Annotated in this window: 27 protein-coding genes; 10 read left to right on the forward strand and 17 right to left on the reverse strand. The window is 71.9% G+C overall.

Annotated elements, in window-relative coordinates; translation table 11 throughout:
- Positions 1-61: 61 nt before the first annotated feature.
- From AC02VZ_RS23200 to AC02VZ_RS23255, 12 genes are all read right to left on the reverse strand, one after another.
- Positions 62-1,297, reverse strand: coding sequence for a tyrosine-type recombinase/integrase (locus AC02VZ_RS23200; protein ID WP_476476290.1), 1,236 nt, complete (start codon positions 1,295-1,297; stop codon positions 62-64).
- Positions 1,285-1,491, reverse strand: a complete 207-nt coding sequence (locus AC02VZ_RS23205) for a helix-turn-helix domain-containing protein (RefSeq protein ID WP_058916487.1) — start codon at positions 1,489-1,491, stop codon at positions 1,285-1,287. Before AC02VZ_RS23205 ends, AC02VZ_RS23200 begins: the two co-directional genes overlap by 13 nt.
- Entirely contained in the window at positions 1,488-2,879 is a 1,392-nt protein-coding gene (gene repSA, locus AC02VZ_RS23210; protein WP_476476291.1) for a replication initiator protein RepSA, read from the reverse strand. Before repSA ends, AC02VZ_RS23205 begins: the two co-directional genes overlap by 4 nt.
- Entirely contained in the window at positions 2,876-3,946 is a 1,071-nt protein-coding gene (locus tag AC02VZ_RS23215) for a DNA cytosine methyltransferase (protein ID WP_476476292.1), read from the reverse strand. Before AC02VZ_RS23215 ends, repSA begins: the two co-directional genes overlap by 4 nt.
- Positions 3,943-4,188 carry a hypothetical protein gene (locus AC02VZ_RS23220; RefSeq protein ID WP_403451738.1) on the reverse strand — a complete coding sequence of 82 codons (246 nt, stop codon included), beginning with the start codon at positions 4,186-4,188 and terminating at the stop codon, positions 3,943-3,945. Before AC02VZ_RS23220 ends, AC02VZ_RS23215 begins: the two co-directional genes overlap by 4 nt.
- A 5-nt stretch (positions 4,189-4,193) precedes the next feature.
- Entirely contained in the window at positions 4,194-4,373 is a 180-nt protein-coding gene (locus AC02VZ_RS23225) for a hypothetical protein (RefSeq protein ID WP_058916491.1), read from the reverse strand.
- A gap of 93 nt (positions 4,374-4,466) precedes the next feature.
- Complete coding sequence (locus AC02VZ_RS23230; protein ID WP_058916492.1) at positions 4,467-4,760, reverse strand: hypothetical protein; 294 nt, start codon at positions 4,758-4,760, stop codon at positions 4,467-4,469.
- Positions 4,761-4,775: 15 nt separating this feature from the next.
- Complete coding sequence (locus tag AC02VZ_RS23235; protein WP_476476293.1) at positions 4,776-4,958, reverse strand: mobile element transfer protein; 183 nt, start codon at positions 4,956-4,958, stop codon at positions 4,776-4,778.
- Positions 4,959-4,974: 16 nt separating this feature from the next.
- Positions 4,975-5,613, reverse strand: coding sequence for a DUF2637 domain-containing protein (locus AC02VZ_RS23240; protein ID WP_476476294.1), 639 nt, complete (start codon positions 5,611-5,613; stop codon positions 4,975-4,977).
- 71 nt (positions 5,614-5,684) lie between these two features.
- Positions 5,685-5,864 carry a hypothetical protein gene (locus AC02VZ_RS23245; protein WP_476476295.1) on the reverse strand — a complete coding sequence of 60 codons (180 nt, stop codon included), beginning with the start codon at positions 5,862-5,864 and terminating at the stop codon, positions 5,685-5,687.
- A gap of 15 nt (positions 5,865-5,879) precedes the next feature.
- On the reverse strand, positions 5,880-7,208 hold the full coding sequence (locus tag AC02VZ_RS23250) for an FtsK/SpoIIIE domain-containing protein (RefSeq protein WP_476476296.1): 1,329 nt from the start codon (positions 7,206-7,208) through the stop codon (positions 5,880-5,882).
- A 2-nt stretch (positions 7,209-7,210) separates the two neighbouring features.
- Positions 7,211-7,540, reverse strand: coding sequence for an SCO3933 family regulatory protein (locus AC02VZ_RS23255; RefSeq protein ID WP_476476297.1), 330 nt, complete (start codon positions 7,538-7,540; stop codon positions 7,211-7,213).
- A gap of 160 nt (positions 7,541-7,700) precedes the next feature.
- Between AC02VZ_RS23255 and AC02VZ_RS23260 the strand changes: the two genes are divergently transcribed.
- From AC02VZ_RS23260 to AC02VZ_RS23270, 3 genes are all read left to right on the forward strand, one after another.
- Positions 7,701-8,495, forward strand: coding sequence for a GntR family transcriptional regulator (locus AC02VZ_RS23260; protein WP_476476298.1), 795 nt, complete (start codon positions 7,701-7,703; stop codon positions 8,493-8,495).
- The gene (locus AC02VZ_RS23265; protein WP_476476299.1) at positions 8,492-9,157 is read left to right on the forward strand and encodes a YdcF family protein; all 666 of its coding nucleotides are present in this window, start codon (positions 8,492-8,494) and stop codon (positions 9,155-9,157) included. Before AC02VZ_RS23260 ends, AC02VZ_RS23265 begins: the two co-directional genes overlap by 4 nt.
- A 504-nt stretch (positions 9,158-9,661) precedes the next feature.
- Positions 9,662-10,225 (forward strand): hypothetical protein, encoded by a 564-nt coding sequence (locus AC02VZ_RS23270; protein ID WP_476476300.1) that lies wholly within the window; start codon positions 9,662-9,664, stop codon positions 10,223-10,225.
- A 289-nt stretch (positions 10,226-10,514) separates the two neighbouring features.
- Here AC02VZ_RS23270 and AC02VZ_RS23275 read toward each other — a convergent pair whose 3' ends face one another.
- The 3 genes from AC02VZ_RS23275 to AC02VZ_RS23285 form a co-directional block, all read right to left on the reverse strand.
- Positions 10,515-10,913: a pyridoxamine 5'-phosphate oxidase family protein gene (locus tag AC02VZ_RS23275; protein WP_476476301.1), complete on the reverse strand. Its 399-nt coding sequence runs from the start codon at positions 10,911-10,913 to the stop codon at positions 10,515-10,517.
- Positions 10,914-11,012: 99 nt separating this feature from the next.
- Complete coding sequence (locus AC02VZ_RS23280; protein WP_476476302.1) at positions 11,013-11,561, reverse strand: potassium channel family protein; 549 nt, start codon at positions 11,559-11,561, stop codon at positions 11,013-11,015.
- A gap of 50 nt (positions 11,562-11,611) precedes the next feature.
- The gene (locus AC02VZ_RS23285; protein WP_432057388.1) at positions 11,612-12,043 is read right to left on the reverse strand and encodes a DUF7144 family membrane protein; all 432 of its coding nucleotides are present in this window, start codon (positions 12,041-12,043) and stop codon (positions 11,612-11,614) included.
- A gap of 512 nt (positions 12,044-12,555) precedes the next feature.
- Here AC02VZ_RS23285 and AC02VZ_RS23290 point away from each other — a divergent pair.
- The 5 genes from AC02VZ_RS23290 (at position 12,556) to AC02VZ_RS23310 (ending at position 18,708) form a co-directional block, all read left to right on the forward strand.
- Positions 12,556-13,449: a DUF2797 domain-containing protein gene (locus tag AC02VZ_RS23290; RefSeq protein ID WP_476476303.1), complete on the forward strand. Its 894-nt coding sequence runs from the start codon at positions 12,556-12,558 to the stop codon at positions 13,447-13,449.
- Between the two features lie 63 nt (positions 13,450-13,512).
- The gene (locus tag AC02VZ_RS23295; RefSeq protein ID WP_432057390.1) at positions 13,513-14,430 is read left to right on the forward strand and encodes an amidohydrolase family protein; all 918 of its coding nucleotides are present in this window, start codon (positions 13,513-13,515) and stop codon (positions 14,428-14,430) included.
- A gap of 527 nt (positions 14,431-14,957) precedes the next feature.
- Positions 14,958-15,716 carry a response regulator transcription factor gene (locus AC02VZ_RS23300; protein ID WP_476476304.1) on the forward strand — a complete coding sequence of 253 codons (759 nt, stop codon included), beginning with the start codon at positions 14,958-14,960 and terminating at the stop codon, positions 15,714-15,716.
- 345 nt (positions 15,717-16,061) lie between these two features.
- Positions 16,062-17,603, forward strand: a complete 1,542-nt coding sequence (locus AC02VZ_RS23305) for an MFS transporter (protein WP_476476305.1) — start codon at positions 16,062-16,064, stop codon at positions 17,601-17,603.
- Between the two features lie 322 nt (positions 17,604-17,925).
- The gene (locus AC02VZ_RS23310; protein WP_476476306.1) at positions 17,926-18,708 is read left to right on the forward strand and encodes a TetR/AcrR family transcriptional regulator; all 783 of its coding nucleotides are present in this window, start codon (positions 17,926-17,928) and stop codon (positions 18,706-18,708) included.
- Between the two features lie 176 nt (positions 18,709-18,884).
- Here the strand turns inward: AC02VZ_RS23310 and AC02VZ_RS23315 are convergent, their stop codons facing one another.
- Positions 18,885-19,250 carry an STAS domain-containing protein gene (locus AC02VZ_RS23315; protein WP_476476307.1) on the reverse strand — a complete coding sequence of 122 codons (366 nt, stop codon included), beginning with the start codon at positions 19,248-19,250 and terminating at the stop codon, positions 18,885-18,887.
- Positions 19,251-19,487: 237 nt separating this feature from the next.
- Here AC02VZ_RS23315 and AC02VZ_RS23320 point away from each other — a divergent pair, with 237 nt between their 5' ends.
- Positions 19,488-20,309 (forward strand): ANTAR domain-containing protein, encoded by an 822-nt coding sequence (locus AC02VZ_RS23320; protein WP_476476308.1) that lies wholly within the window; start codon positions 19,488-19,490, stop codon positions 20,307-20,309.
- Between the two features lie 310 nt (positions 20,310-20,619).
- The gene (locus AC02VZ_RS23325; protein WP_476476309.1) at positions 20,620-21,321 is read left to right on the forward strand and encodes an ANTAR domain-containing protein; all 702 of its coding nucleotides are present in this window, start codon (positions 20,620-20,622) and stop codon (positions 21,319-21,321) included.
- A gap of 192 nt (positions 21,322-21,513) precedes the next feature.
- On the opposite strand, the gene AC02VZ_RS23330 is transcribed toward AC02VZ_RS23325, so the two are convergent.
- Positions 21,514-24,138, reverse strand: coding sequence for an MFS transporter (locus AC02VZ_RS23330; protein WP_476476310.1), 2,625 nt, complete (start codon positions 24,136-24,138; stop codon positions 21,514-21,516).
- Positions 24,139-24,140 lie beyond the last annotated feature (2 nt).

A 24,140-nucleotide genomic window follows, 5' to 3' on the forward strand; every position in this document is an offset into this window, starting at 1 on the left:
CGGAGAGATCCGGGGCCTCTTGCGTTTCAAGGGCGTACAGCAGCGAAGTACAGCAACCGCCTCAGCCGGTACCGCCCATGACGTCGGACAGCTTGCCGATCGCGGCCCGCACCTCTTCCTCGCTCGCCTCCGCGTAGACCTCCATCGTCATGGCGATCTGCGAGTGCCGCAGGATGCGCTGCGCCACCTTCGGGTGGACCTTGAGAGCCACCAGGAGCGAGCTGCACGTGTGCCGGGTGTTCCGGAGCGGGATCTCCCGGAGTCCGGCACGACGAGCGCGCAGGGCGAACATGCGGGTCAGGTTGCCCGGCTCGATCGGCGTGCCGTACTTCGTGGTGAAGACCAGGTCGTGACTGTTCTGCCAGAGCTCCCCGGCAGCCTTCCGGTCCCCGATCTGCTGGGCACGGCGCATCCGCAGCGCCTTGAGGCAGAGTGCCGGCAGGGGAAGGAAGTCATCGGAGTCCTCCGTCTTGGTTTCCCGGTGCAGGATCTGACGCCCGGCTCGCTGGATCTGGTGGTCCACGTACAGCTCGCCCCGCTCGAAGTCCACGGACTTCCACGTCAGCCCCAGGACCTCACCCCGGCGGAGGCCGAGGCAGAGCACCAGGACCCAGGCCGCGAAGAGGTGGTCGTCGCGCGCGGCGGCATCGGTGAGGAACTGGCTTGCCTCAGCGACGGACCAGGGCTTGATCCGGCGGCGCCGCGGCTTGGGCACCTTCACCAGCGAGGCCACGTTTTTGCTGATCAGTTCCTCGGCGACCGCGTGAGTCAGGGCGGCCCGCAGGGCATCACGGGCGGCTTGGATCACGCGACGGGACGGGTACGACTCGCAGCACTCCCCGATCGCACAGCACCGCCGGCGGGACGGTTCCCGCTTCTCGTCTTTGCCCTGGGCGCAGCACTGGCAGACCGTGGACAGCTTGGTCACCCACTCGCGGACATCCCGGACCGTAAGCCGGTCGAGGCGCTTAGAGCCGAGGTGCGGTGCGATGTACAGCCGGACGGAACCCTCGTAGGAGACGTACGACAGGGGAGCCAGGTTCGGCTTCACAACCGAGTCCAGCCAGTACGAGAGGAACGCGCCCACCGTCGGATGCCGGGTGGCCACCGGCCCGCGCTTGGCCTCCGCGTGGAGGTTGAGCCACTTCTCGTGGACCTCTTCACGCGTCCTGCCGTAGGCGTACTTCCGAGCCCGCTTGCCGTCCGGCTTGGTGACCCAGACGTAGGCCGCGTAGCCGTTCTTGTAGGGGTAGATCGATCCTTCGCCGTTGCCGCGCTTGCCGCTCATGCCGACCACCCGGTGACGTCAGCGGTGACGCGCTGGACGTACTCATCCACCCACTCGGGCAGGATGCGGCGGTTGCGGCCGATCTTGACGGAGCGGATCTCTCCGGTGAGGACGAGCATCTTGGTCTTGGACAGGCCGAAGCCGAGCATTTCGGCGACCTCTGCCGTGGTGTACCACTTGCGCGTGATCACAGCCGTCGTCATGTAGCGATTCCTTCCAGGTCGAGCATGGCGGGTAGTTCCTCGCGGGCGGTGTCGCGGTTGTGCTGGATGTCGCGGCGGATGTTGGCGGCGAGCCAGGATTCGCCGGGGGTGTGGCCGTGGCCGGCATAGGTCCAGTGGCCGAGGGTGAGCGTGGTTGCTTCCTCGTCGTCGGGGTCGGGCAGACCGAGGGCGGCGCGTTGCTGGGCGGCGCGGTAGTCGGCGCGCACCTGGCGCAGTTCGCCGAGGGTGGTGGAGTAGCGGCGGGACTTGGTGGAGAAGTGGCCGCGGAAGCCGAGCATGTGGGCCCAGTCGCGGAGCTTGCGGTCCGGGTAGAGCGGGTGGAGGTCGAGGCAGGCGGCGATGAGCCGGGCCGGGTGCTCGGGGACGTCGAGCAGGACCAAGGCCTCTTTGTTGCCGATGCGGCGGTCCACGGTGCCGGTGGTCTCGGCCGCTTTGGTGGCGTACTTGGCGACGTAGGAGGCGACCGCCTGCTCGGTGATGTCCTCGCCGTCGCCGAAGGCGCGGATCGGGCGTACGTCGAGCTGGGTGCCCCATCGCAGGGTGCGGGCTGGTTGGTTCCCGGACGGGGGTACGTCGACTTCCACGCGGGCGGCAGCGGCATGGATGGCGTCGGTGAGCAGGTCGAGGGTGGCCCATGCCGGGGGAGGGTCGTCGGGGCCGGCCGGGCCGTCGAAGCGGATCACGGCGTGGAAGTGCACGGCCCCGCGTTTCTGGTATTCGGCGACCTTCCCGAACGACACCCGTGACTGCTCGCGTGCGGCCTTCTGCGTGAGTCCGGCCCGCTTGGCGATCTCCCGGCGCAGGTAGATCGTGAAGTAGCGCCACAGTTCGGAGGCGTGGTTGTTCCACAGCACCGCGCCCGCGTAGTCGTAGGTGTCTGGGTCGAGCGGTGTGCCCAGCTCGGGGGCGTCTTCGGCGTGGCGGGTGCCGCAGCGGCAGGGCCGGTTGCCGGGCCGGTTGTGGACCGGGCCGAACGACGGCGCGGTGAGCGTGGCGAACACCCGAGGGTGGTCGCGGATCGTCTCGGGGGTGCCCTTGGCGGGGTCGCCGACGAGGCCGGCGCGGATCAGGTGGTAGGTGTCGCCCGCGTAGGTCCAGGCGCAGGCCGGGCAGCGGGAGGCGCGGCGGTTGCCGCAGGCGACGCGCAGGACCCCGCCGGGCTCGGTGTCGGTGGAGTAGGAGTGCAGCACCTGCCCCGTGGTGGCGTCGCGGGTGACGGTCGAGCCGGTCAGGCGGATTGGGTCGGTGCAGCCGCCGGTACGGCGGATTTGGTCTTGGATGCGGTCGAAGCCAGGAGACCCGGCCAGCCTCAGCACGTCGGCGAGGGTGGCCGGGTCCAGGCCCGCCATCGTGGCGGTGTCACTCACGCGGCCACCTCCAGCGCGGCGGGCACGAGGGGGCGCAGGACGGCGGTGGCGAGCGGTGCGGGGACGGCGTTGCCGATCTGCTCGAACTGTTTGGTGCGGGAGCCCGCCCACGGATAGGCGGCGGAGAAGCCCTGGAGGACAGCGGCTTCCTGGATGGTCAGACGGCGGATGCGGGCGCCGGCCGAGTCGATCCAGGAGACGTCGTTGAGGGCCTTGGCGAACAGCAGGGTGGGAGCGGGTTGGTCGAGGCGGCGGCGTGTCGAGGAGGGACGGTTGCCGACTCGGAGCATCCAGGACCGCGCCCGCCCGGTGAGCGCCCACGAAGGACCCGTGGTCGGGAAGCGACTTCCGCCGGTGGTGTGGTTGCCGCGCGTGACGACCTCGGAGGGCGGGCAGCCCAGGACGTCGCCCATGGTCCGCCAGGTGGGCAGGCCGTCACCGAAGAGGTCGGCCGGTGTGCCGCCGTCGGCGTGGGTGGGCTCGGGAGGCAGGGCCGGGCGAGAACGCGAGGCGATCAGAAAGGCGCGCCGGCGGGTCTGTGCCAGGCCGAAGTCGGCGGCGTTGAGGACGCCGGTCCACGTCGAGTAGCCGACGCCGGCCAGGAGCCGGGCGGTGTGCTCGAACAGGGGCAGTACTGCGGGGACTTCCTCCAGCGCGACCCAGTCGGGGCGCAGGTCGAGGGCGAAGCGCAGTGGCTCGACGACGAGGAGGGAACGCGGATCGGCGCAGGCGGTGCGCAGTGCGGGGCGTGTGTCGTTGCCGCGGGCGAGGTCGTCAAGGCCTTGGTGGCACAGGTCCATGTCGTCGTTCCCGGCGCGCAGGCCGGCGGCGCTGAAGGTCTGGCAGGGCGGGGAGGCGATCAGCCCGGCGACCTTCCCGCGGAGCGGCACGGTGGGGTAGGTGGCGACGTCGGCGCGGATCGTGCGGTGACCGGCGGCGGCGCGAGTGGCACAGGCCGCCGGGTCGATCTCGATACCGACGTCGTGCAGACCGAGGGCTCGCAGGCCCTCCGACCAGCCGCCGGGGCCGGCGAAGAGGTCGAGGACGCAGCCCGTCGCGGCGGTCATCGGGCACCGTCCTTGCGGGTCTTGCGCAGGGGGTCGGAGTGGAACCGGCGGGTGCCGAGGTCACGCCCGTCGTGCTGGTGACGGGGGGCGTTCGGGTTGCGGTCGTTCCAGTCCTCCGCGCACACCTTGTGGACGGGCTCGCCGTCGTGGGAGCGCATCGGGGTGGGCTTGCCGCACTGCGTGCAGGGGCAGTCGCCGTTGTGGTCGTAGTGCTGGCTGGAGGTCCAGTTCAAAAGGCCCACGGCGCTCACCTCCCGGCCCGGACGACGCCGGCGGGGGCGGTGGTGCCGGTGCCCTTGCAGGCCGGGCAGGCGACGTGGAGGGTGACGCGGGTCCCGTCGCGGTGTCGGGTGCCGGTGGTGATCGCGGCGGTGGCGAAGCCGTCGCAGTCACGGCAGACGCGCGTGTTCTGGGCGTGCTGGGGCATGATGAGGCTTCCCTTTCGGGTCCGTTGGATCTGGAAGTGGTGGAGCCGTCCGGGGCGGCGGAAGTTTGGCGACCGAGGCCGCCCCGGAGGGCGTTACTTGCTGCGGCCCTTGTGCTTGGCCGCGCGGTTGATCGTGTAGGTGAGTCCGCTGGTGGCCGACAGGACCGCGACGGCGGCGCCGGCGACGACCTGGGCCACGAAGGCGATGACCAGCAGCACCGCGATGGACCCGGTGACGACGACGAGGGTCAGCACGATCGGTCCGGTGTAGGAGCGGGGTGCTTCCTGGACGATCACGACACGTCGCACGTCGGTGCCGGGCGGGAGCCGCCGGTAGACGTCGGCGGGGATGTGACCGGCGCGGAGCTGGTCCTCGGGGAGCTGCATGGCGGTGTCCTCCTCTCAGGTGCAGCGGTGGGTGCGGGCGGCGAGTTCGGCCGCCGAGCGGTCGCGGTGCTCGGTGGAGAAACCGCAGTTCGGGGCGGTGCAGGCGGTGGTGTGCCGGGTCTGGCCACGGCCGTTGTTGAACGTGCCGACCCTCACGGGTCCGATGCGGATCACGTCGTAGAAGCGGTTCGGGCGCACGCGGGTCCACCTCCTTTCAGGCGAGTTGGGCGACGATCGCGCCGGCGAGGTCTTCCGGGACGCCGAGGCGAGCGCGCAGGGTGGCGGTGTCGATGTCGGTCCCGGTGCGTGTGCGGTGCTCGGTGGCGACCTTGCGTGCGTGGTCGACCAGAGCCGGGGGCACCACCGGCACCGAGGCCGGGACCGGAGCTTCCGGCAGAGCCGCAACGGGTTCGGCCGGGGCGATCTCCGGTCCTTCGTCCGCCACGTCGGGGCGGTCGATGACCGGTGCGGGATCAGGAGCAGCCGCGGGTTCGGTGGGTTGGTGGACGAGGAGGGTGCCGCCGAGGAAGGCCAGCGCGGGCCAGCCGGCGACGAGGATGCGCAGCCAGGCCGGTACGTGGTCGAGGTCGAGGAGTCCAGCGGTCGCGACGTTGGCGCCGAGGGAGGCGACCAGGGCGATGACGAACCACGTCCAGGCCGAGCGGTCCCGGCGGGCGCCGCGCAGTCGACGCCAGGCCGCCACCAACAGCAGGTCGACGGAGACCGGGTAGGCCCATGCCTTCCAGCCGGACTGTCCGGCCGCTTCGGCGAGGTCGTGCAGGTGGGCGAAGGACAGGGCACCGGCGATCACGGCCTGAATGAGCACGGCATCGATGCGGATCGAGCGGAACACGTCTTCACCTCCGTTTCGCGGGGTCGAGCCGGGGCGGAGCACGGGTGGCCGTGGCTTCCGGCCCCGGCGGTTCACTCGGTGGGGGGTGCTTCACCGGAGCCCCAGCAGGTCAGGCACACAGCCGCCTGCCGGTGCTGGGTGGCGCGGCCCTTGCGGGAGCCGACCCGGACGGTTTCGGCGATCTCGCCCTTGCCGTCACAGTCGGAGCACTTCGGAGGGGTGCGGGGCTTCGCGGGCTTGCGTGGAGCCATGAGCGATCCCCCTTCTCAGGGCTGCGGGACGGACGGCGGTGTGGTGGGCATCGGCGGGATCGCCACGGGCGGGCGGAACGAGGCCAGGAACGGCAGGTCCGGGGTCAGGTGGGCGTACTCCCGGCAGACGGCTGCCGCTTGCGCCGGCGTGGTCTCGGGGGTGCGGATGCGCGACCAGCCACCGGAGGTGTCACCGGCCACCGCGACACCAGGACGGTCCACCCGGATCGAGGTCGCGGACACCACCGCCTCAGGGGCGATGTCGCCCAGGCCCATCTCTGCCGTCTGCTTGTCGTTGACGCGGTGCACCACACGGCCGGTGAGCTGAGCGCGCAGCGCGGTCGCACCGCGGCCGAGGTCGGAGCCGAAGCGCTGCCCGCACACCTCCAGGTAGATCCCGACCGCGCGGGCCATCTGCCCCAGCCGCACGAGCTGCATCACCGTCCGGTCCCGCGCCGCCTCGTCCTTCTTGGAGGTGACGAAGAACAGCTCCGCCACCTCATCCACCAGGACGACCAGCGGCACCGGCCGCAGCTTCTCGGGAAGGTCCCACAGGTCGGAGACCCCGTGCAGGGCGAGGAGATCGAAGCGTTCGCTCATCTCCAGCACCAGCGCGTCTATCAGGCGGCCGGCCATGTCCGGATCGGTGGCCAGCGCCGACAGGCGGGGCAGGTACCGGCTGTGCTCGACACCGCGCTTGCAGTCGATCCCGACCAGGCCGACCGGGAGCTTCGCCAGGCCCATCACCAGGTTGCGCTGGTACATGGACTTCCCCGACGAGTTCGCCCCCAGGGTTAGGGCGTGCGGCATCTTGCGGTAGTCCCGCTCGAAGACCGTGCCGTCCTCCCGCAGAGCCACCGGCACCACCAGGTCACGCGGCCGGGCCTTGCGCGGCAGACGCACCCGGCGCAGCACGTCGTAGCCCGTCATCCGAAGTTCCACGTATCCGGGCTTGGTCTCCGCCACGGTCACCGACTGCACCCCGAAGGCGTGCCGCAGCCGTTCCGAGGACACCGCCACATCGACCGGTTCCAGACCGGCCGGAAGCCGCAACGTCACCCTCAGGCCCGTCGAGGTCGGGCGGATGCGGCGGACCTTCGGCGCGACGGGCCGGACCTCACGCCGGGCCAGGTTGCGGGTCATAAACGCCCGCAGCCCCGTCGGCTGCACCGTCAGCCCGCACACGTCCATCGTGGACCGGTACGAGCAGGCGAACCGGCCCCACGTCAGCGGCAGACCCACCGTCGACCAGTACACCCGCGGAGCCCGAGCCCTGGCGTAGCCGACACCGCCGGCCCCCGCTAACGCCCCCGTGGCCTCCAGCCACAACGACCAGTCGCTCATGGTCAGGCCGCCGGGGTGATCGCGACCGCACGGAAGGAGATCCCGTGCCGCTTCTGGCCGTTGAACTCGTTCTCCCAGTCACGGGCCTTGAGTCCGATGACCTTCACCGGCATGCCCGGCTGGAGGCCCTCGGGGTATCCCGTCTCCGGGATGGTCACCTGGTAGAGGTTCCCCTCCCCCTCGTCCGAGACCAGCAGGCCCACCGTCGACAGCGGGGCCCCGGTCTCCCGGTCCATCGCCCGCTCACCGGTCTTGGCGTTGGCCAGCTTCGGCACCGGCGCGGTCGCCACGAACACCACAGCAGACGACGTGTCGATCTTGAAGGACGGCATCAGTTCTCCCAGCGTTGAAGACGAGGCAGCCCAAACCGGACTGCGTGATACTCGCTGTCCTAGGACTGCGAGCCGCTGAGAGAGATAGTGCACCGCAGTCCTAGGACTGTCAACAGTCCTAGGACTATGTTTCACTAGACCTCGTCGAGAGGGGTTCGAGATGGCGCCCAAGTGGCGGGAGCTGGCGGACAAGCTGGCCGAGCAGATCAGAAGGGGTGACTACGCCCCTGGCCAGCGTTTGCCTCACATCCGAGAACTCGTCGACGCCGGCGAAGGCTCCAAAGCGACCGTGCACGCCGCCTACAAAGCACTGGAAGCCGAGGGTCTGGTCACGTCTTCACGCGGCCACGGCACTGTCGTGCGCCAGCAGGTCCCCCTCAAGCGCTTGGGCATTGCCCGCTACGACAAGGCCAAGTGGCGAGACGGCGACGAGGTCGCGTTCATCGCGGACCGCGTGGCATCGGGCCGCACCTACCGCCGGAACGAGCAGACCCAGACGGTGAGTCGCGTCGTGGCACCGCCGGAGGTGGCAGCCGCACACGGACTACCGGAAGGCGCGGAGGTCTACGCGCGCGCCCGCCTGGTCAAGGAAGGCGATCAACCGACGCACACGCTGACCAGTTACTACCGGCCCGAGCACGTGGAAGGGACGCGACTGGTCGACCCCACGCCGGGCCCCGCCGGCCGAGGCGGCGGATTCCGCGTGCTATACGACGCGGGATACGAGATCGACCATATGAAGGAACATCTGTTCGCTCGCGCCGCCACCCCGGACGAGGTGAAGCAGCTCCAGTTGCCGCCGGGCGAACCGGTGGTCGAGCTGCACCGGACGACATACACGGCGGACGGCACCGTCGTGGAGTTCGCCATCGGGGTACACGCGGCATCACGCTTCGCGTGGGAGTACGACTTCAAGGTGCCCGACTCGGCGAGGGACGGAGAAGGACAGCAGTGATCTCGACGCAGGATTGGGCCGACGCCCGGCGCGTATGGGACTACCACCAGATGGGCCATGCGCCCCAACCGTGCTCGGTGGCCATCGGACTCGGCAGTCACGACCTGGGGGTGGCTGACACCGCCGTGGACCTGTACAAGCGCGGCATGGCCCCTCTGCTCGTGTTTACCGGAGCCACCAGCCCGACGACGCGGGAGCGCATGCCCCGTGGCGAAGCCGTCCACTACCGCGAGCGGGCATTGGAGCTGGGGGTTCCTAGCAAGGCCATCCTCGTGGAGCCGCACGCCCGGAACACCGGGGAGAACATCCGCTTCTCCCGGAAGGTGTTGGAGGAGAATGGGGTAGAGGCCGCCTCCGTGCTGCTGATCAGCAAGCCGTACGAGGAGCGGCGCGCGTACGCCACGGCACGCAAGCTCTGGCCCGAGGTCGAAGTCGTCAGCGCCTCCACGCCCATGACCTTCGCCGAGTACGTCGACTCCATCGGCGACGCCCGCTTGGTGATCGACATGCTGGTCGGTGCCCTGCAAAGGCTGATGATCTACCCGGATCAGGGATTCATGATCCGCCAGCCAGTACCCAGCGACGTGACCGAGGCGTACGGGCGCCTGTGCCAAGCCGGATACACGAGCCGACTCACGACCGCCGCGACATCTTCGACCTGACCAGCGGAACGAGAGCTGTTACAGGTTTCTCTACCTCATCAAGCCCCGGCTGCGCTCCGCTCCGCCGGGCGCGCTTCCCGGCTCCGCTCCGGGCGCCGCTCCTGCCTTCGGCCCGCTCCGCCCGCGCTGCGCCGACGCGCGCCCACTGATGGGTTGGGCCGAAGGCCATGAGGCGAGCACCGCACAGAACGACCTACGGTCACAGACGATGCCTCCGGCGGGGGATCGGCCGGCACCGGGATGGAGGGGGCACCGTCGCCGACCGCGGGCCGGTAGTGGCGTGCGCGGGGTGCTCCCATCCCGTCCACCATCGACCCAGGCAGAGCCGAGCAGACGCGGCCCAGGGCGTCCAGGTCGTTCGTACAGTGGCGCGCTCCACCTGGACGCCCTGAACCACGCCCGCTCCACGGTGTGTGGGTCGACGGCGGACGGGATGGGAGCTGGGGAGAGTGGTGGGTGGAGGCGGTTGCCACACCGACGCTATAGGTCAGCCAAACTGCAGCTATGGATGCAGGGATAGCGGCAGTTCTTGGAGCAGTTGCTGGGGCGCTCGGGACAACTATGGCTGGCCTATCCACCGGGTGGGCCTCGCAACGTCAGGCGAAGATCACAGCTCGATCGGCACACCTACTCAAGCGGAGCGAGTCGCGACAGGTCGCATACAAGGCGTTTCTCGCAGCAGCCAGCGAGCTACGGGAACACTTGATCACTAGGATCGGGATGCCGTTGCCGGACGAGATCGAGGAACGCGATCTGTTCCGGCTGCCGGATCAGGATTTTTGTGTCGAAGCGGACCGTCTGGGCAAGACGCTGCGAGACGTATGGCTAGAGGTTTCCCTTGCTGGCCCGGAGTCTGTCTTAGAGGCCGCAGGCACCGTTGAGGACGCCGCCAACAGTCTGGTCGTTCACTCTGAGATCATCGCGGCTCTGGCCCGCGTCCCTTCTGTAAGGTCAGAGGTCCGGACGTACCGACGTGCCGCCCAGGACGACCTGGCGCGACTCACACGGGGTATTCGGGACTTCAGTAAGCTTGCCCAGCATGCCCTTGATCGTGACGGCACCGATTGATGAGGCAGGCCGCAGCTGGCGGCAGTACAGCAGCGACGTACAGCAACCACAGCAACTGGCCCCGTCCGGTGGCGTCTTCGAAAGGCCATAGCGCGACCGGTATGACCCTCACCGACCGATCCACATAGAGCTACGGATCAGAAGGTTGCAGGTTCGAATCCTGCCGAGTGCACACAGATCAGGGACCCCGCCGGATGATCCGGCGGGGTCCCTGTCGTCACGGGTGACATCGACGCCTGCGTGGGCCGCCCGCCCCCGTGGCGTCGCGATGACGTGGGGAGCGGGCTGGTCACCACGACCGGTCGTGCAGTCGCGGAGGACGGTCCGGGGTGAAGCGGACCATGGAGGTCGCGGGGTCGTCCAGCGGAGCCGAGAAGCGGGCCGGCCACTGGTCCTCGGGGCCGAGGTAGCGGGTCAGCTTCCGGATCGCCCTGGCGCGGTCCAGGGGGACGACCTGGGCCTCGCCGCGGCACGTCACGGAGAACACCACTCCCGTCGCCAGGTCGCACGTGTCGATGACCAGCGCGACGCGCGCGTCCTCGGCCAGCAGTCGCTCCAGGCGGGAGTAGGAGCCGGTGAGCCACCAGAAGGCGCCGTCCTCCCAGAGGAACCACACGGGCCGGACCTCCGGACCCCGCGTCGCCACACGGGCGACCAGGGGCTGGGACAGGAACTCGCTGACGTCCATGGGGAGAAGGCTGGCGCACGGCGCCCGGGAACGACAACCCCGCACCCGACCGGTGGCCTTCCTCGCGCGGGTGTCCGACGGCGGGTGTCCGGCGGCGGTTCAGCCGTCGCCCGGCACCCGCGGAGGCCGGCGGTGTTCGAGGTGGGCGCGCAGGTAGCGGGTCAGGGCGGTGGCCGAGGCGGTGAGGAAGATGAAGGTGTAGAGGATCTGGAGGATGGCCACCAGGCGGGCGGACTGCCCGTGCGGGGTGATGTCGCCGTAGCCGATGGTGGCCAGGGTGACGAGGGTGAAGTAGAGGCTGTCGAGCCGGGTTTCGAGGCCCTCGACCTCCCCCGGGTGCTGCGCCAGGCCCTGGTAGGCGGTCGCGAAGACCAGGATGGACAGGCAGATCAGCAGGGGGATGACCAGTCCCGGCCGGGCCCTGGGGTGGTCGAGCAGGACGGGGACGACCTGCTTGAGCAGCAGGCCGGCCACCAGCGCCAGGGCGAAGCCGAAGAGGAGCCAGCTGAGCACCGGGCGGCGTGGGCCGAGGCCGTCGAGGGGGAGCAGGAAGAAGGCGGTGAGCATGACGGTCACGGCGACGAGCTGGACGAGCATCGGCCAGAGCGCGTGCCACACCGTGTGCCGCGGTGAGCGCTCGTGCCGCATGCCGGCCGCCGGTGCGCAGCGGTGGGACGGCGGGTGCCCGGTGCCCGGCCCTATGCCCGGACCTCGCGGCGCGGTGCGCACAGGGCCCAGATGATGAAGCCGTCGATGACGATGAGGACGATCGACCACACCGGGGCGTGGGGCAGCCACACGAAGTTGGCGACCATGCTCAGTCCGGCGAGGGCGACACCCACCACGCGGGCCCAGGTCGCCCCGCGGAACAGGGAGATGCCGGCCAGCATCACCAGGACGCCGAGGACGAGGTGCACCCAACCCCAGCCGGTGAGGTTGAAGGCGTAGGCGAAGTCGTCGGTGACCACGAAGACGTCGTCGTTGGCGATGGCGGCGGCGCCCTGGAAGATCGCCATGATGCCGCCGAAGGTCATCAGGACCGCCGCGGCCGCGGTCCAGCCGGTGGCCCAGGCGCTCTCCGGGTCCCAAGAGGTTCGGTGGTGCTGCGTGCTGCCGACGTTGGTGGCCATGTGCTCGCCCTTCCGGCTCCCGTGTGGTCCCCGAGCGGTCCGCCCCCTCCCTCAGGTTGGCACCAGGGGGCGGACGCGGCACCTCGAACGGTCCTTCCCCGCTTGCGGTGACCGCAGGAGCGGGTACGGGGCGGAGCGGGCACGAGGGCTGTGCGGGTAGGGAGCGGGGTTGGGGCTCGGGAGCGGGGCGGGGCCCGGGGCCGGGGGCCGGGTGAACCGGGGAGCGGGTCGTCGGTGGAGTGGGTGCTCGGTGGGGCGGGTGGCCAGGGGGCGAACCGTGGGGACGGACGGTCAGGGGCGGACCGTCGAAGAGGAACGGACCAACAGACCCTCGGAGAGGAACAGACCCTCGGAGAGGAACGGATCGGCGCGTGGGCCGGACGGTGGACGGGCCGGACGGTGCACGGACCGGACGGCGGAGGGACCGGGAGGCGTGGGGAGACGGTGCGGCGCGATGGCCGGGCGGCGGGCGCGAGGGGCGTTGTCAGTGGTGCCCCCTAGTCTCGGCAGGGATGGCACAGGCGTGGAGATGTTCGGGGCTGCGGTGGTCGGCGGACGGTCCCGTGCTGGTCTGGGACGGAGGTCGGCGCAGTGCGCTGACCTGGGGGAAACGGGTGGCCTTCGCGGTCGCGGAAGGGGGTGGGCGGACCTGCGTGGGGGCACGGGGGCACGGGTGCCCGCGGGGTGCCGCGGTTCCGGCGCGCAGTACGGGGGCGCGATGCGAGGAGTGCGCGCGGCTGGACCGGGCCCACTCCGTGGCCGCCGACGCCCTGGCCGACGACCCGCGGCCGTACCGGGTCTACGTGGCGTGGTTCGGGCCCGGCATGGTCAAGGTGGGGATCACCGCCGTGGCCCGGGGGCCGGCCCGCCTGCTGGAACAGGGGGCGGTCTGCTTCAGCTGGCTGGGCACCGGCCCGCTGATGGCGGCCCGGCGCACCGAGGAACTGCTCCGCGCCGCGCTCCGTGTGCCGGACCGCGTCCCCTACGCGGCCAAGCGGGCGGTACGGGGTGCGCTCCCGGCCACGGAGGAGGAGCGCGCGGCCGAGCTGGCCGACCTGCACGGGCGGGCGTCCGGTCTGGCCGGGTGGCCGGAGTCGCTCGACCGTGAGCCGTTCCGTCCGGTCGACCACGCCGGGGTCTTCGGGCTGCCGGGTACGCCCGGTGCGGTCGGCGAGGTTACGGAACTGGTCGCCGGGGGAGCGGTGGCCGGGGCACTGGTGGCCGCCGCCGGGCCGGACCTGCACCTCGTGCCGGCCGACGGGGCGGGCGCGGTGGTGCTGGACACCCGGTTGCTGGCGGGCTGGGGGCTGGTGCCCGGCGGAGGGCGGGCGTTCGACGTGCCGGTACGGGAACTGCGGGGGAACGGGACGGGGGAAGGGGCGAGCGTGCAGGACGGGTTGTTCTGAGGACGGGTGCGGTGGGCGCCGGGGGTGTGGACCCGGGGCGCGGTCCCGGGTGATCGTGGCGGCATGAGCGATCACCTCACCACCGCCGCCGAGGCCGCGGACGTCCGGCGATTCTGGGAAGGGCTGGGGCTGCCCGGGCTCGTCGACGTGCACACGCACTTCATGCCGGAGCGGGTGCTGGCCAAGGTGTGGGCCTACTTCGACGCCCTCGGTCCGCTGACCGGTGGGGTCGAGTGGCCGATCACCTACCGCCGGGAGGAGGGGGAACGGGCCGCGCTGCTGGGCGCCTTCGGGGTGCGGGCCTTCACCTCGATGCTCTACCCGCACAAGCCGGGCATGGCCGCCTGGCTGAACGGCTGGGCGGCCGGCTTCGCCCGCCGCACGCCCGGCTGCCTGCACACCTCCACCCTGTTCCCCGAGCCGGGCGTCGAGGGATACGTCCGGGAGGCGGTCGAGGCGGGGGCACGGGTCTTCAAGGCCCACGTGCAGGTGGGCGCGTACGACCCGGCCGACGCCGCGCTGGACGGTGCCTGGGGCCTGCTCGCCGAGGCGGGGGTACCGGTGGTCATCCACTGCGGTTCCGGACCGGCGCCGGGCAAGTACACGGGACCGGAACCCGTCGCGCGCGTGCTGGCCCGGCACCCCCGGCTGCGGCTGATCGTGGCCCACCTCGGGATGCCGGAGTACGAGGACTTCCTGGACCTGGCCGAGCGCTACGGGGAGGTGCGCCTGGACACCACCATGGCGTTCACCGACTTCAGTGAGCGGCTGGCCCCGTTCCCCCGGCGGGCCCTGCCCCGGCTGGCCGCACTCGGTGACCGCGTGCTGCTCGGGACGGACTTCCCCAACATCCCGTACCCCTACCTCCACCAGTTGCGGGCGCTGGAGCGGCTGGACCTCGGGGCGGAGTGGCTGAGGGCGGTCTGCCACGACAACGCGGCCCGGCTGTTCGGGCTGCCCGGGGACCGGGCTGGTGGGTGAGGGCTGCCTGGACACCGCGCCGTGGAGGGTGAGGGGCCCGCCTGGACACCGCGTCGTGGAGGACGATGGGCTGTTCGGACGGTCGGCGGGGGGTGAAGCGGAGGGGTGAAGGGGCTGCTCGGAGGCGCCCGGCCGGTGGGGACGGTTCGTTGGAGGGGGCGCCGACGGCCGGTCTGACGGACGAACGGACCCCCGGCCCGCCGGATGCCTCTGAGACCGGCGGCCCAGAAAAACCGGCGCCCGGCGCCCGGCCACCCCGGCCACCCCGGCCACCGGGCCGAGCGGGCCCGCGGGGCCCGGCCGAACATCGGGCATGCGGCCCGCCCGCTGATGACCCGCCGACGACCTGCCGACGACTCGTGAACACCCGCCGATGCCCCACTGATGACCCGCGGGTGATCCGTCGAGGTGGCCTGTGGGCCCTTCGGCGAGAGGACGGGTGGGACTGGGGGCCGGCGCCGACTTTCTCAGGAAATACACAGAAGGCCGCAAGGAGGCTCTCAGACGGCCCGGACACGCTGTGCGGTATGACCACGACCTCGCCCCAGCGGCGCACCCCCCAGCGGCGCACCATCGAATCGCCGACGACGGACGGGCAGCCCGTCCGCGTGCTGGTGGTGGACGACGAGCAGTCGGTCACCGCGTTGCTCTCCACCGCCCTCCGGCACGAGGGCTGGCACATCCGCTGCGCGAGTGACGGCCGGGACGCCGTGCGGGCCGCGCGGGAGTTCCGGCCCGACGCCGTTGTGTTGGACCCGGTCCTGCCGGACATGGACGGGCGGGAGGCACTCGGGTGGCTGCGCCGGGAACTGCCGGGCATCCCCGTGCTGTTCCTGACCGCCGGGGACGGGGCCGGCCGACGGGGCGCGGGACTGACCGTGGGCGGGGACGACCACGTCACCAAGCCGTTCGGGGTGGAAGAGGTCGTCGCCCGGCTGCGCGGACTGATCCGGCGTTCCGCGAGGGGCGACGGACGGCCGGAGTCCCTGCTGGTCGTGGGTGACCTCACCCTCGACGAGGACAGTCACGAGGTCACGCGGGCGGGGCAGCGCATCCACCTCACCGCGACCGAGTTCGAGCTGTTGCGCTACCTGATGCGCAACCCCCGGCGCGTGCTCAGCAAGGCCCAGATCCTCGACCGGGTGTGGTCGTACGACTTCGGGGGGAAGGCCAACGTCGTCGAGCTGTACATCTCCTATCTGCGCCGCAAGATCGACGCCGGCCGGGAGCCGATGATCCACACCCGGCGCGGGGCGGGATACCTGCTCCGCCCTGCCACGGCCTGAGCAGTCGAGCGTCCCGAGCCGGTGGAGCGTTCCGAGCCTGCCGGTACAGAGTTCCGGGTCGGCCAAGCGGCCTGAGCCGGCGGAGGGTTGGGTTTTCCGGGTCGGCCGAGCGGCCTGAGAGGGCCGTCGGCCCGGTGGTCGCTCCCTCCGCCCTCGACCCCGATCCCGTCTCGTCCCCGCTCTCCGCTCTCCGCTCTCCCGGCCCTCCTTCCCCCACCCCCCTTCCCCCATCCCCTTTCCCTCCCCGCCTCCCGACCGCGGCCTCTGCCGGCGGCCCGGCACTCGGTGTCGGTCGATCTCCCTCGCCCTTGTACAGCGTATAGGGAGTGTTCTACGGTGTAGAACATGACCACGTCGTCCTCCCCGGAACCCGGCCAGGAGTCCCCCGGTCGGTTCGCGGATCCGATTGCTGTCCCCGTCACCGTCGGAGGTCACCCGCAACGCTGGGTGATCCTGGGGGTCATCTGCCTGGCACAGCTCACCGTGCTGCTCGACAACACGGTCCTGAACGTCGCGATCCCCTCGCTCACCCGTGAGATGGACGCGTCGACCTCCGACATCCAGTGGATGATCAACGCCTACTCCCTGGTGCAGTCGGGCCTGCTGCTCAGCGCAGGCAACGCCGCCGACCGCTACGGGCGCAAGAAGATGCTGATCGCCGGCCTGGCCCTGTTCGGCGTCGGCTCGCTCGTGGCCGGACTGGCGGACAGTACGGGCCAGTTGATCGCCGCGCGGGCCGGAATGGGTGTCGGCGGGGCGTTGTTGCTGACCACGACGTTGGCCGTCGCGATGCAGATCTTCACGCTGGAGGAGCAGCCGAGGGCGATCGGCATCTGGAGCGCCGTCAACGCCCTCGGTTTCGCGGCCGGTCCGCTGGTCGGCGGCTTCATGCTGGACCACTTCTGGTGGGGGGCGATCTTCCTGATCAACCTGCCGGTCGTGGCCGTCGGCCTGGTCGCCGTGGTTGCGCTGGTGCCGGAGTCCCGGAACCGGCAGGGCGACCGGCCCGACCTGCTCGGGGCCCTGCTGTCCACCATCGGCATGTCGGCCCTGGTGTACGCGATCATCTCCGGGCCCGAGCACGGCTGGTCCTCGGGCCGGGTCCTCGCGACGGCGACGGCCGCGGTGCTCGTGCTGGGTGCCTTCGCCTCCTGGGAGAGCCGGATCCCGTACCCCATGCTCGATCCACAGTTCTTCCGCAACCGCCGGTTCACGGGGGCGGTGGCGGGTGCCGTACTGATCACCTTCGGCATGGGGGGCGCCCTCTTCCTGCTGACCCAGCACCTGCAGTTCGTGCTCGTCTACGGCCCCCTGGAAGCCGGGCTGCGCACGGCGCCGCTGGCCCTGACCGTCGTGGCCCTCAACTTCACCGGACTGTCGGCGAAGTGGACGCTGAGGCTGGGGACGCCGGTCTCGATCGCTCTGGGCATGGTGATGATGGCCGCCGGGCTGGCGTCCATCGCCACCCTCACCGGGCAGGGGTACGCCGGCACGCTGCTCGGCCTCGTCCTCATCGGCCTCGGCTGTGCGATCGCCAATCCGGCGATGGCGCACGCCATCATGAGCTCCATCCCCCGGGAGAAGGCGGGCGTGGGTGCCGGGATCAACGGCACACTGGCCGAGTTCGGCAACGGGCTCGGGGTCGCCGTCCTCGGCGCGGTGCTCAACGCGCGCTTCGCGGCGCTCGTCCCGGTGGCGGCGACGTCCCTCCCGGCGGCGCTGGCCGCGGCGGACTCCCCGGGCGAACGGGGGGTGATCACCGAGGCGTTCTCCTCCGGCTTGGAGACCGGCCAACTGGTCGGCGCGGTCGCCGTCCTGCTTGGCGGGCTGCTCGCCGCGGCGTTGCTGCGGAGGGCGGAGCGGGCGGACACCCCGCAGGTGACCTGAGCCGCCCTCCGACCCCGGGCAGCAGCGCCGCTCGTTCACCACGGGCAGGGACAGGGGCAGGGACCCGGCAGGGGCAGGGGCCCGGGTCCCAGGTCCCGGGCCGAACCGCACTCTCCCCCGGCCCGAGCGCAGCGCCCCGCACCCCGCCTCGCACGCCATCCGGCCACGCACGTCACCCGGCGTCCCCCGCACCCGGCTTCTCGCCCGTCCACCGTCCCGCTCCCCGGTGTGCGTCCCCCGGCCGTACAAGGGGCGCGGTCCGCCGGACGGGCGGCCGGCACCGCCTAGCATGTGGGAAGCAGCACGTCGAGAAAGGTGCGCCATGGCGAGGGCAGCCCAGCGGTCCGGGCGGGCGGCGCGGCCCAGCGTCTGGCTGGCGGGCGGGCAGCCCCGCCGCAGCGGACGCGGCGGCGGGGGGCAGCCGTCCGGACTCGACCGGGAGCGGATCACCGAGGTCACCGTCCGGCTGCTGGACGCCGAGGGCCTGGCCAAGTTCTCCATGCGCCGCCTGGCAGCCGAGTTGAACGTGACGGCGATGTCCGTCTACTGGTACGTGGACACCAAGGACGACCTGCTGGAACTCGCCCTGGACGCCGCCTTCGGCGAACTCGTCCTGCCCGACCCGGCGGCCGACGAGGACTGGCGTGAGCAACTGCGCGCCCTGGCGAGGGAGTACCGCGGGCTGCTGGCCCGGCACCCCTGGCTGTCCCCGCTGGCCGGGAGCTTCCTCAACATCGGTCCCCACGCGCTGGCGTTCTCCGGCTCGGTGCAGCAGGTCATCCGCAGGACCGGGCTCCCCGCGCACGGTGTCACCGGCGCGATCTCGGCCGTCTTCCAGTTCGTGTACGGGTTCGGCACCATCGAGGGCCACTTCCTCGACCGGGTCGCCGGTACGGGGATGACGCCGGACGAGTACCACCGCAACGCCCTCAGCGCGGTCACGGAGTCGTCGGACGCCCCCGAGGTCATCCGGGAGTCGACGCGCATCATGGACGCCCGGGGCGGCGACACGGTCGGGGAGATGATGGAGCGGGACTTCGCCTTCGCACTGGACCTGCTGGTCGCGGGCATCGAGGCGATGGTGGCCCGCGGCAGCCACGGCTGACCCGGCCCGGGGACTCCCACGCCCCCTTCCGTCACCGTCCCCGTTCCCGACCCGTTCCTGTTGCCGCCCTTGCCCTTGCCCTGGCCTGCGCCGGAGGGCGCCCGGTGCCCCACGTGCTCCTCGTCCGGGCGGACACGGGTGTTCGTTCGCCGGGGCGGAGCGCCCCCGAGCCCGCTCTACGACGGCACCGCGACGCCCACGGCCTCCGCCGCGTTGTCGTACACGGGCACGTCGCGGCGCAACCCCGTCAGCTCCAGGAGGCGGCCCACCACGCCGCCGGGGGTGGCGACGAGGTGCAGTCGGACGCCGGGAGGCAGCCCGCGGCGGACCTGGTTGACGAGACGGATGCCCTGGGAGTCCATGAAGCGGGTGCGTGTGAGGTCGAGGACGAGGGTTCCCGACGCGGGGGAGAGGGTGCCGGCGCCTGCCATGATCAGCGGCAGGAGCTCGGAGGCGTTGGCGACGTCGACCTCCTCGGGTAGCGGGAGGAGCACGTACGCGGGAGGTCCGGTGGAGGCGGGAGGGTGGGAAGAGTAGGACACGGTGCTCACCTGGCAGTCGTTCGTCCGGCTTTCCGTACGGCCACTTCCTGACCCGGACGTCCATTGCACCATGCCCCGGGTGCGGGGCGGAAGCCGTGGTTCACCGCTGTCCGCCCGGTTCGGGGCCCAGGTCCGGGCGTCACCTCGTGGCAACCGAGCAGTTAGAGTTGCCTGCGTCCTGTGCTCGCAGTCAGGAATGTGCTGCGGAGCTCTCCTGCGCACGGCCGGTGGTCGTGCATGCCGAAGAGGTTCGTGGTGGTTGCGTCCCGGTTTCCTGAATTGTCCCGATTTCCGGATGGTTTCGACCTGGCGGAGGCGCTCACCGGCGCGGCTCGGCGACTGCACGAGACCTCCACCCCGCACAGCGCCCTGGACACGGCGGTCCGGCTCGCGGTGGAGCTGATGCCCGGTGCCGAGCACGCGGGGATCTGCGACATGGAACGGGACAGCCGGCGCCGCACCCTCGCCCGGACCGACGACATCGTGCGGCTCGCCGAGGAACAGCCGGACACCGGCCTCCCGGACACCGGCCTCCCGGACACCGGCCTGCCCGACGACAGCCTCCCCGAGGCCGGGGTCCGCGCGGACGGGGCCCGCGGGGAACGGGGACGGCCGCACTGGGACCGGCTGTGGCACACCCCGGTGGCCGAGGTGGCCGACAGCACCCGGGAGGCGTCCGGGCGCGTCCTGTCCGACCTGGGTCTGCGGTCCGCGCTGTCCCTGCGGCTGCGCGCCGAACGCCGCCGACTCACCGTGCTCACCGTCTACGCCCGCAAGCCGCACGCCTTCGACGAGACCACCCGGCGGGTGGGCCGGCTGCTCACCGCCCACGTGGGCATCGCCCTCGACTCCGCCACCGTGCGCGAGCAACTCACCGAGGCCATGCGCACCCGTGACCTGATCGGCCAGGCCACCGGCATCCTCATGGAACGCATGGACATGGACGCGGCCGCCGCCTTCGACAGCCTGGTGCGCGCCTCACAGCGGGAGAACACCAAGCTGCGCGACCTCGCCCGCCGTGTCGTCGACTCGCTCAACAGCCCCGAGGGCAGCCGCTGATCCGCCGGCGGGCGACCCCGGCACCCGTACGGGACGCCCGCCCGCTCCCACGCGGGGGACGGCGCCCCCGCACCCCGCCGTGCCCGCTCCAGCCGAACCCGCGCCTGCCCGAAGGGCCGCCGCCCCCGCCCGCCGCGACTGCCGACCCCACGCCCACCCACCAGGGCGTTCGTCGCCGTGCGGGAACGGCGGGGGAACCGACCACCGAGGCCGCCGCCGCCCCTTCCAAGGGGCCGTCGACCCCCTCCGGGGAGGGCCGTCGACCGGAACCGGTGGCGTCAACGGCCGCCGACGGGATATCCGTACGGTCATGACATCCGAGACGCCCGACACGCTGGACCACGCGATGGCCCGCAGCAGCGGTCTCGACACTCTGCTGCGCGACCTCACGGACCGCGCGGTGGAGGAGGTACGCGGTATCTCCGCCTGCAGCATCACCGTGCGCCGGGCCGACCGGCTGCTGACCCTGGCGGGCAGCGACGGTCTGCCGAGCGGACTGGACCAGCGGCAGTACGAGAACGGCTCCGGCCCGTGCGTGGAAGCGGCCGAGACGGGCCGTGAGCAGTACTCCCCCGACCTGACCGTGGAGTCCCGCTGGCCCGAGTACACCCGGTACGCGCTGTCGGCCGGGGTGCGGAGTGTGCTGGCCGTGCCGCTGAACGTCATGAACGGCCGGGGTGCCGCGCTCAACCTCTACGCCGAGCAGCCCGGGGCGCTCGAGCGCGGGCGGGAACGGGCCCGCGTCTTCGCGGCCCGGGCGGCGGACGCCGTCAGTACCGCCCTGCACCTGGAGGACCGGGCGCACACCGCCGCGGACGTGCGCACCGCCCTGCTCTCGCGCAGCGTCATCGACCAGGCGATCGGCATCCTCATGGCCCGCGAACGGATCGACGCCGAACGCGCGCTGGAGCGGCTGCGCCGCGTGTCGCAGGACCGGAACATCAAGCTCCGCGATCTGTGCGGTCAGTTGGTCTCGCGTACGGCCGAGGGGTTCTCCCCCGGCCGTACCTGAGTGGGGCCGGCTGACCGAGCGCCGCCCGCCCGACCGCGACTGAGCGTGCGTGCCCACCCGGCCGACCGAGTGGGCACGCCCGGCCGCAACCGAGGCGGCTCACCCGACTGACAGAGCGGGCCGGGAGACCGGCCCGCGGCGGGGCGTCTCCTCTGCGGGACACGTCTCCCGCCACGGGCGGGCCGGGCTGGGTCACGCCTCGCGGTGGGCGAGTTCGATGTCGTGGTCGTCGACGCCGCCGCCGGAGAGCGTCAGGGAGGTCGCCACCGGCGGGAAGCCCGTGGCGATGACCGTGTAGTCGCCGCCGTCGAGGTCGGAGAAGGCGTACGTCCCGTCGGGCCCGGTGGTCGTCGTGGCGATCACGTTGCCCGCGGCGTCGACCAGCGTCACCCGGGCGTCGGCGAGGGGACCGTGGGGGGCGCGGACGACGCCCTGGAGGCGGGCGCCCGGCGTCAGCTCGATCTCCAGTCCGGTGGTGGCGGCGCCGTCCACCTCGACGGGTAGGGCCCGCGGACGGTAGCCGGTCGCGTTCACCGCCACGGTCACCGCGCCCGGCACCAGCTCGGACAACGAGAACGTGCCGTCCGCGCCGGTGGTCCCGGTCGCCAGGACGTCCCCGCGCACGTCGGTGACGGTCACCGTGGCCCCGGCGACGGCCGGACCGCCGTCGGCCGCGCGGACCACGCCCGTCAGGCAGCCGGTGCCGCCGAGCAGGATGTCGTGGCCGACCGGCTCCCCGTGCACGACGACCGTGGACGCCTGCGGCTGGTGGCCGTCGGCCGCGGCGATCAGGACGTACGACCCGGCGCCCGGAGCATCGACCGCGTAGGACCCGTCGGCCTGCGCCACCGACCGGCCCAGCTGGCGTCCGGACAAGGAGATCAGCGTGACGGCGGCGTGCGGCACGGGCGCGCTCTCGGCGCCCCGGACGACACCCCGCACGGGGATCCCGGTCGGCGTACCGCTCCCGGCGGGTTCGTCCGGGCGGGCGACGGTGGCGACGGTGGCGACGGTGGCGACGTCGGCGGTGGCCGGCCGGCCGTCGGTGGCCCCGGGCGCGGTGCCCGAACCGGTGTCCGCGAGGGCGGACGAGGCGCCCGGTGCCTCGTCGGCTCCCGTCGGCGCGGGGGCGGCACCGCCGGTGCCGGGCGCGGCGGCGTCCTGGCGACGCGTGCCGCTCTCGGACGCGCCGGTCCCGGACGCGAGAGACCCGGACGAGCGGGTCTCGGACCCGGCAGTCCCGGACGAGGCGTCCGGCGCAGCGGCGTCCACGGCGGCGGGGGCGACGGGCGTGGACTCGGCGACCTGGGCGAGGGCGCCGGACGTGCGCAGCGGGACCTCCTTGATGAACAGGGTCACCACCAGGGCCAGGAACGCGATCGGCGCGACGTACAGGAAGATGTCGGCGATGCCGTGGCCGTAGGCGCTCTCCAGCCAGGTGCGGATGCCGGGCGGCAGCAGGTCCATGTCGGGGATGGCGCCGCTGCCGGCGGACTCGGCGGCCGCTGCCCGCTCCCGCGGGGCGAGCGTGCCGATGGTGTCGGTGGCGTAGTGGCTGATCCGGGAGGCCATGACGGAGCCGAGCACCGAGACGCCCACCGCGCCGCCGAGGGACCGGAAGAAGGTGACGACCGAGGACGCGGCGCCCAGGTCGTTCGGGGCGACCTGGTTCTGCGTGCAGAGCACCAGGTTCTGCATCATCATGCCGACGCCGAGCCCCATGAGGCCCATGAACAGGGCGATGCGCCAGTACGGGGTGTCGTAGCGCATGGTGCCCATCAGGCCCAGGCCGGCCGTGAGCAGCACGCCGCCGGTCACCAGCCAGCCCTTCCACCGGCCGGTCCGGGTGATGATCAGACCGGACACCGTGGAGGAGACGAACAGGCCGCCGATCATCGGGATCGTCATGACGCCCGACATGGTCGGGGACTGGCCGCGGGCCAGCTGGAAGTACTGGCTGAAGTAGACCGTGCCGGCGAACATCGCGATGCCGACGAACAGCGAGGCGAGGGACGCCAGCGTGATGGTGCTGTTGCGGAACAGGCGCAGCGGGATGATCGGCTCGGCCGCCCGGGTCTCGACGAACAGGAAGACGAGGGTGAGCGCGATCGAGCCGCCGACCATGACGTAGGTCTGCCAGGACAGCCAGGCGTACTTGTCGTCGGCGAAGGTGACCCAGACGAGGAGCAGGCAGACGGCGGCGGTGACGAAGAAGGCGCCGGCCCAGTCGACCTTGACCTCGCGCCTGACCACCGGCAGGTTCAGCGTCTTCTGCAGGACGAGCAGCGCGATGACGGCGAACGGCACGCCGACGTAGAGGCACCAGCGCCAGCCGAGCCAGCTGGTGTCGGTGATGACACCGCCGAGCAGCGGTCCGCCGACGGTGGCGACGGCGAACGTGGCGCCCAGGTAGCCGGAGTAACGCCCGCGCTCACGCGGGGAGATCATCGCGGCCATGATGATCTGCGCCAGGGCGGACAGGCCGCCGGCGCCCAGGCCCTGGATGACGCGGGCCGTGATCAGGGTGCCGGGGTTGTGCGCCATGCCCGCCACCACGGACCCGATGACGAAGACCACCAGGGCTATCTGGACCAGGGCCTTCTTGCTGATCAGGTCGGCCAGCTTGCCCCAGAGCGGGGTGGACGCCGTCATGGCCAGCAGGGAGGCGGTGACGACCCAGGTGTAGGCGCTCTGGCCGCCGCCGAGGTCGGCGACGATCTCGGGCAGGGCGTTGGTGACGATGGTGGAGGACAGGATCGCGGCGAACATGCCGAGCAGCAGGCCCGACAACGCCTCCATGATCTGTCGGTGCGTCATCG

Source organism: Streptomyces sp. 3-6, from assembly GCF_056323165.1.

What these genes read in the sequence shown, in the direction of transcription:
- AC02VZ_RS23320 (WP_476476308.1), top strand. Translation starts at nt 19,488, where the DNA reads ATGCCGAAGAGGTTCGTGGTGGTTGCGTCCCGGTTTCCTGAATTGTCC.
- AC02VZ_RS23290 (WP_476476303.1), top strand. Translation starts at nt 12,556, where the DNA reads ATGGCACAGGCGTGGAGATGTTCGGGGCTGCGGTGGTCGGCGGACGGT.
- AC02VZ_RS23280 (WP_476476302.1), bottom strand. Translation starts at nt 11,561, where the DNA reads ATGCGGCACGAGCGCTCACCGCGGCACACGGTGTGGCACGCGCTCTGG.
- AC02VZ_RS23300 (WP_476476304.1), top strand. Translation starts at nt 14,958, where the DNA reads ATGACCACGACCTCGCCCCAGCGGCGCACCCCCCAGCGGCGCACCATC.
- AC02VZ_RS23245 (WP_476476295.1), bottom strand. Translation starts at nt 5,864, where the DNA reads ATGGCTCCACGCAAGCCCGCGAAGCCCCGCACCCCTCCGAAGTGCTCC.
- AC02VZ_RS23255 (WP_476476297.1), bottom strand. Translation starts at nt 7,540, where the DNA reads ATGCCGTCCTTCAAGATCGACACGTCGTCTGCTGTGGTGTTCGTGGCG.
- AC02VZ_RS23225 (WP_058916491.1), bottom strand. Translation starts at nt 4,373, where the DNA reads ATGCCCCAGCACGCCCAGAACACGCGCGTCTGCCGTGACTGCGACGGC.
- AC02VZ_RS23215 (WP_476476292.1), bottom strand. Translation starts at nt 3,946, where the DNA reads ATGACCGCCGCGACGGGCTGCGTCCTCGACCTCTTCGCCGGCCCCGGC.
- AC02VZ_RS23275 (WP_476476301.1), bottom strand. Translation starts at nt 10,913, where the DNA reads ATGGACGTCAGCGAGTTCCTGTCCCAGCCCCTGGTCGCCCGTGTGGCG.
- AC02VZ_RS23310 (WP_476476306.1), top strand. Translation starts at nt 17,926, where the DNA reads ATGGCGAGGGCAGCCCAGCGGTCCGGGCGGGCGGCGCGGCCCAGCGTC.
- AC02VZ_RS23295 (WP_432057390.1), top strand. Translation starts at nt 13,513, where the DNA reads ATGAGCGATCACCTCACCACCGCCGCCGAGGCCGCGGACGTCCGGCGA.
- AC02VZ_RS23325 (WP_476476309.1), top strand. Translation starts at nt 20,620, where the DNA reads ATGACATCCGAGACGCCCGACACGCTGGACCACGCGATGGCCCGCAGC.
- AC02VZ_RS23285 (WP_432057388.1), bottom strand. Translation starts at nt 12,043, where the DNA reads ATGGCCACCAACGTCGGCAGCACGCAGCACCACCGAACCTCTTGGGAC.
- AC02VZ_RS23230 (WP_058916492.1), bottom strand. Translation starts at nt 4,760, where the DNA reads ATGCAGCTCCCCGAGGACCAGCTCCGCGCCGGTCACATCCCCGCCGAC.
- AC02VZ_RS23205 (WP_058916487.1), bottom strand. Translation starts at nt 1,491, where the DNA reads ATGACGACGGCTGTGATCACGCGCAAGTGGTACACCACGGCAGAGGTC.
- AC02VZ_RS23270 (WP_476476300.1), top strand. Translation starts at nt 9,662, where the DNA reads ATGGATGCAGGGATAGCGGCAGTTCTTGGAGCAGTTGCTGGGGCGCTC.
- AC02VZ_RS23305 (WP_476476305.1), top strand. Translation starts at nt 16,062, where the DNA reads ATGACCACGTCGTCCTCCCCGGAACCCGGCCAGGAGTCCCCCGGTCGG.
- AC02VZ_RS23250 (WP_476476296.1), bottom strand. Translation starts at nt 7,208, where the DNA reads ATGAGCGACTGGTCGTTGTGGCTGGAGGCCACGGGGGCGTTAGCGGGG.
- AC02VZ_RS23260 (WP_476476298.1), top strand. Translation starts at nt 7,701, where the DNA reads ATGGCGCCCAAGTGGCGGGAGCTGGCGGACAAGCTGGCCGAGCAGATC.
- AC02VZ_RS23330 (WP_476476310.1), bottom strand. Translation starts at nt 24,138, where the DNA reads ATGACGCACCGACAGATCATGGAGGCGTTGTCGGGCCTGCTGCTCGGC.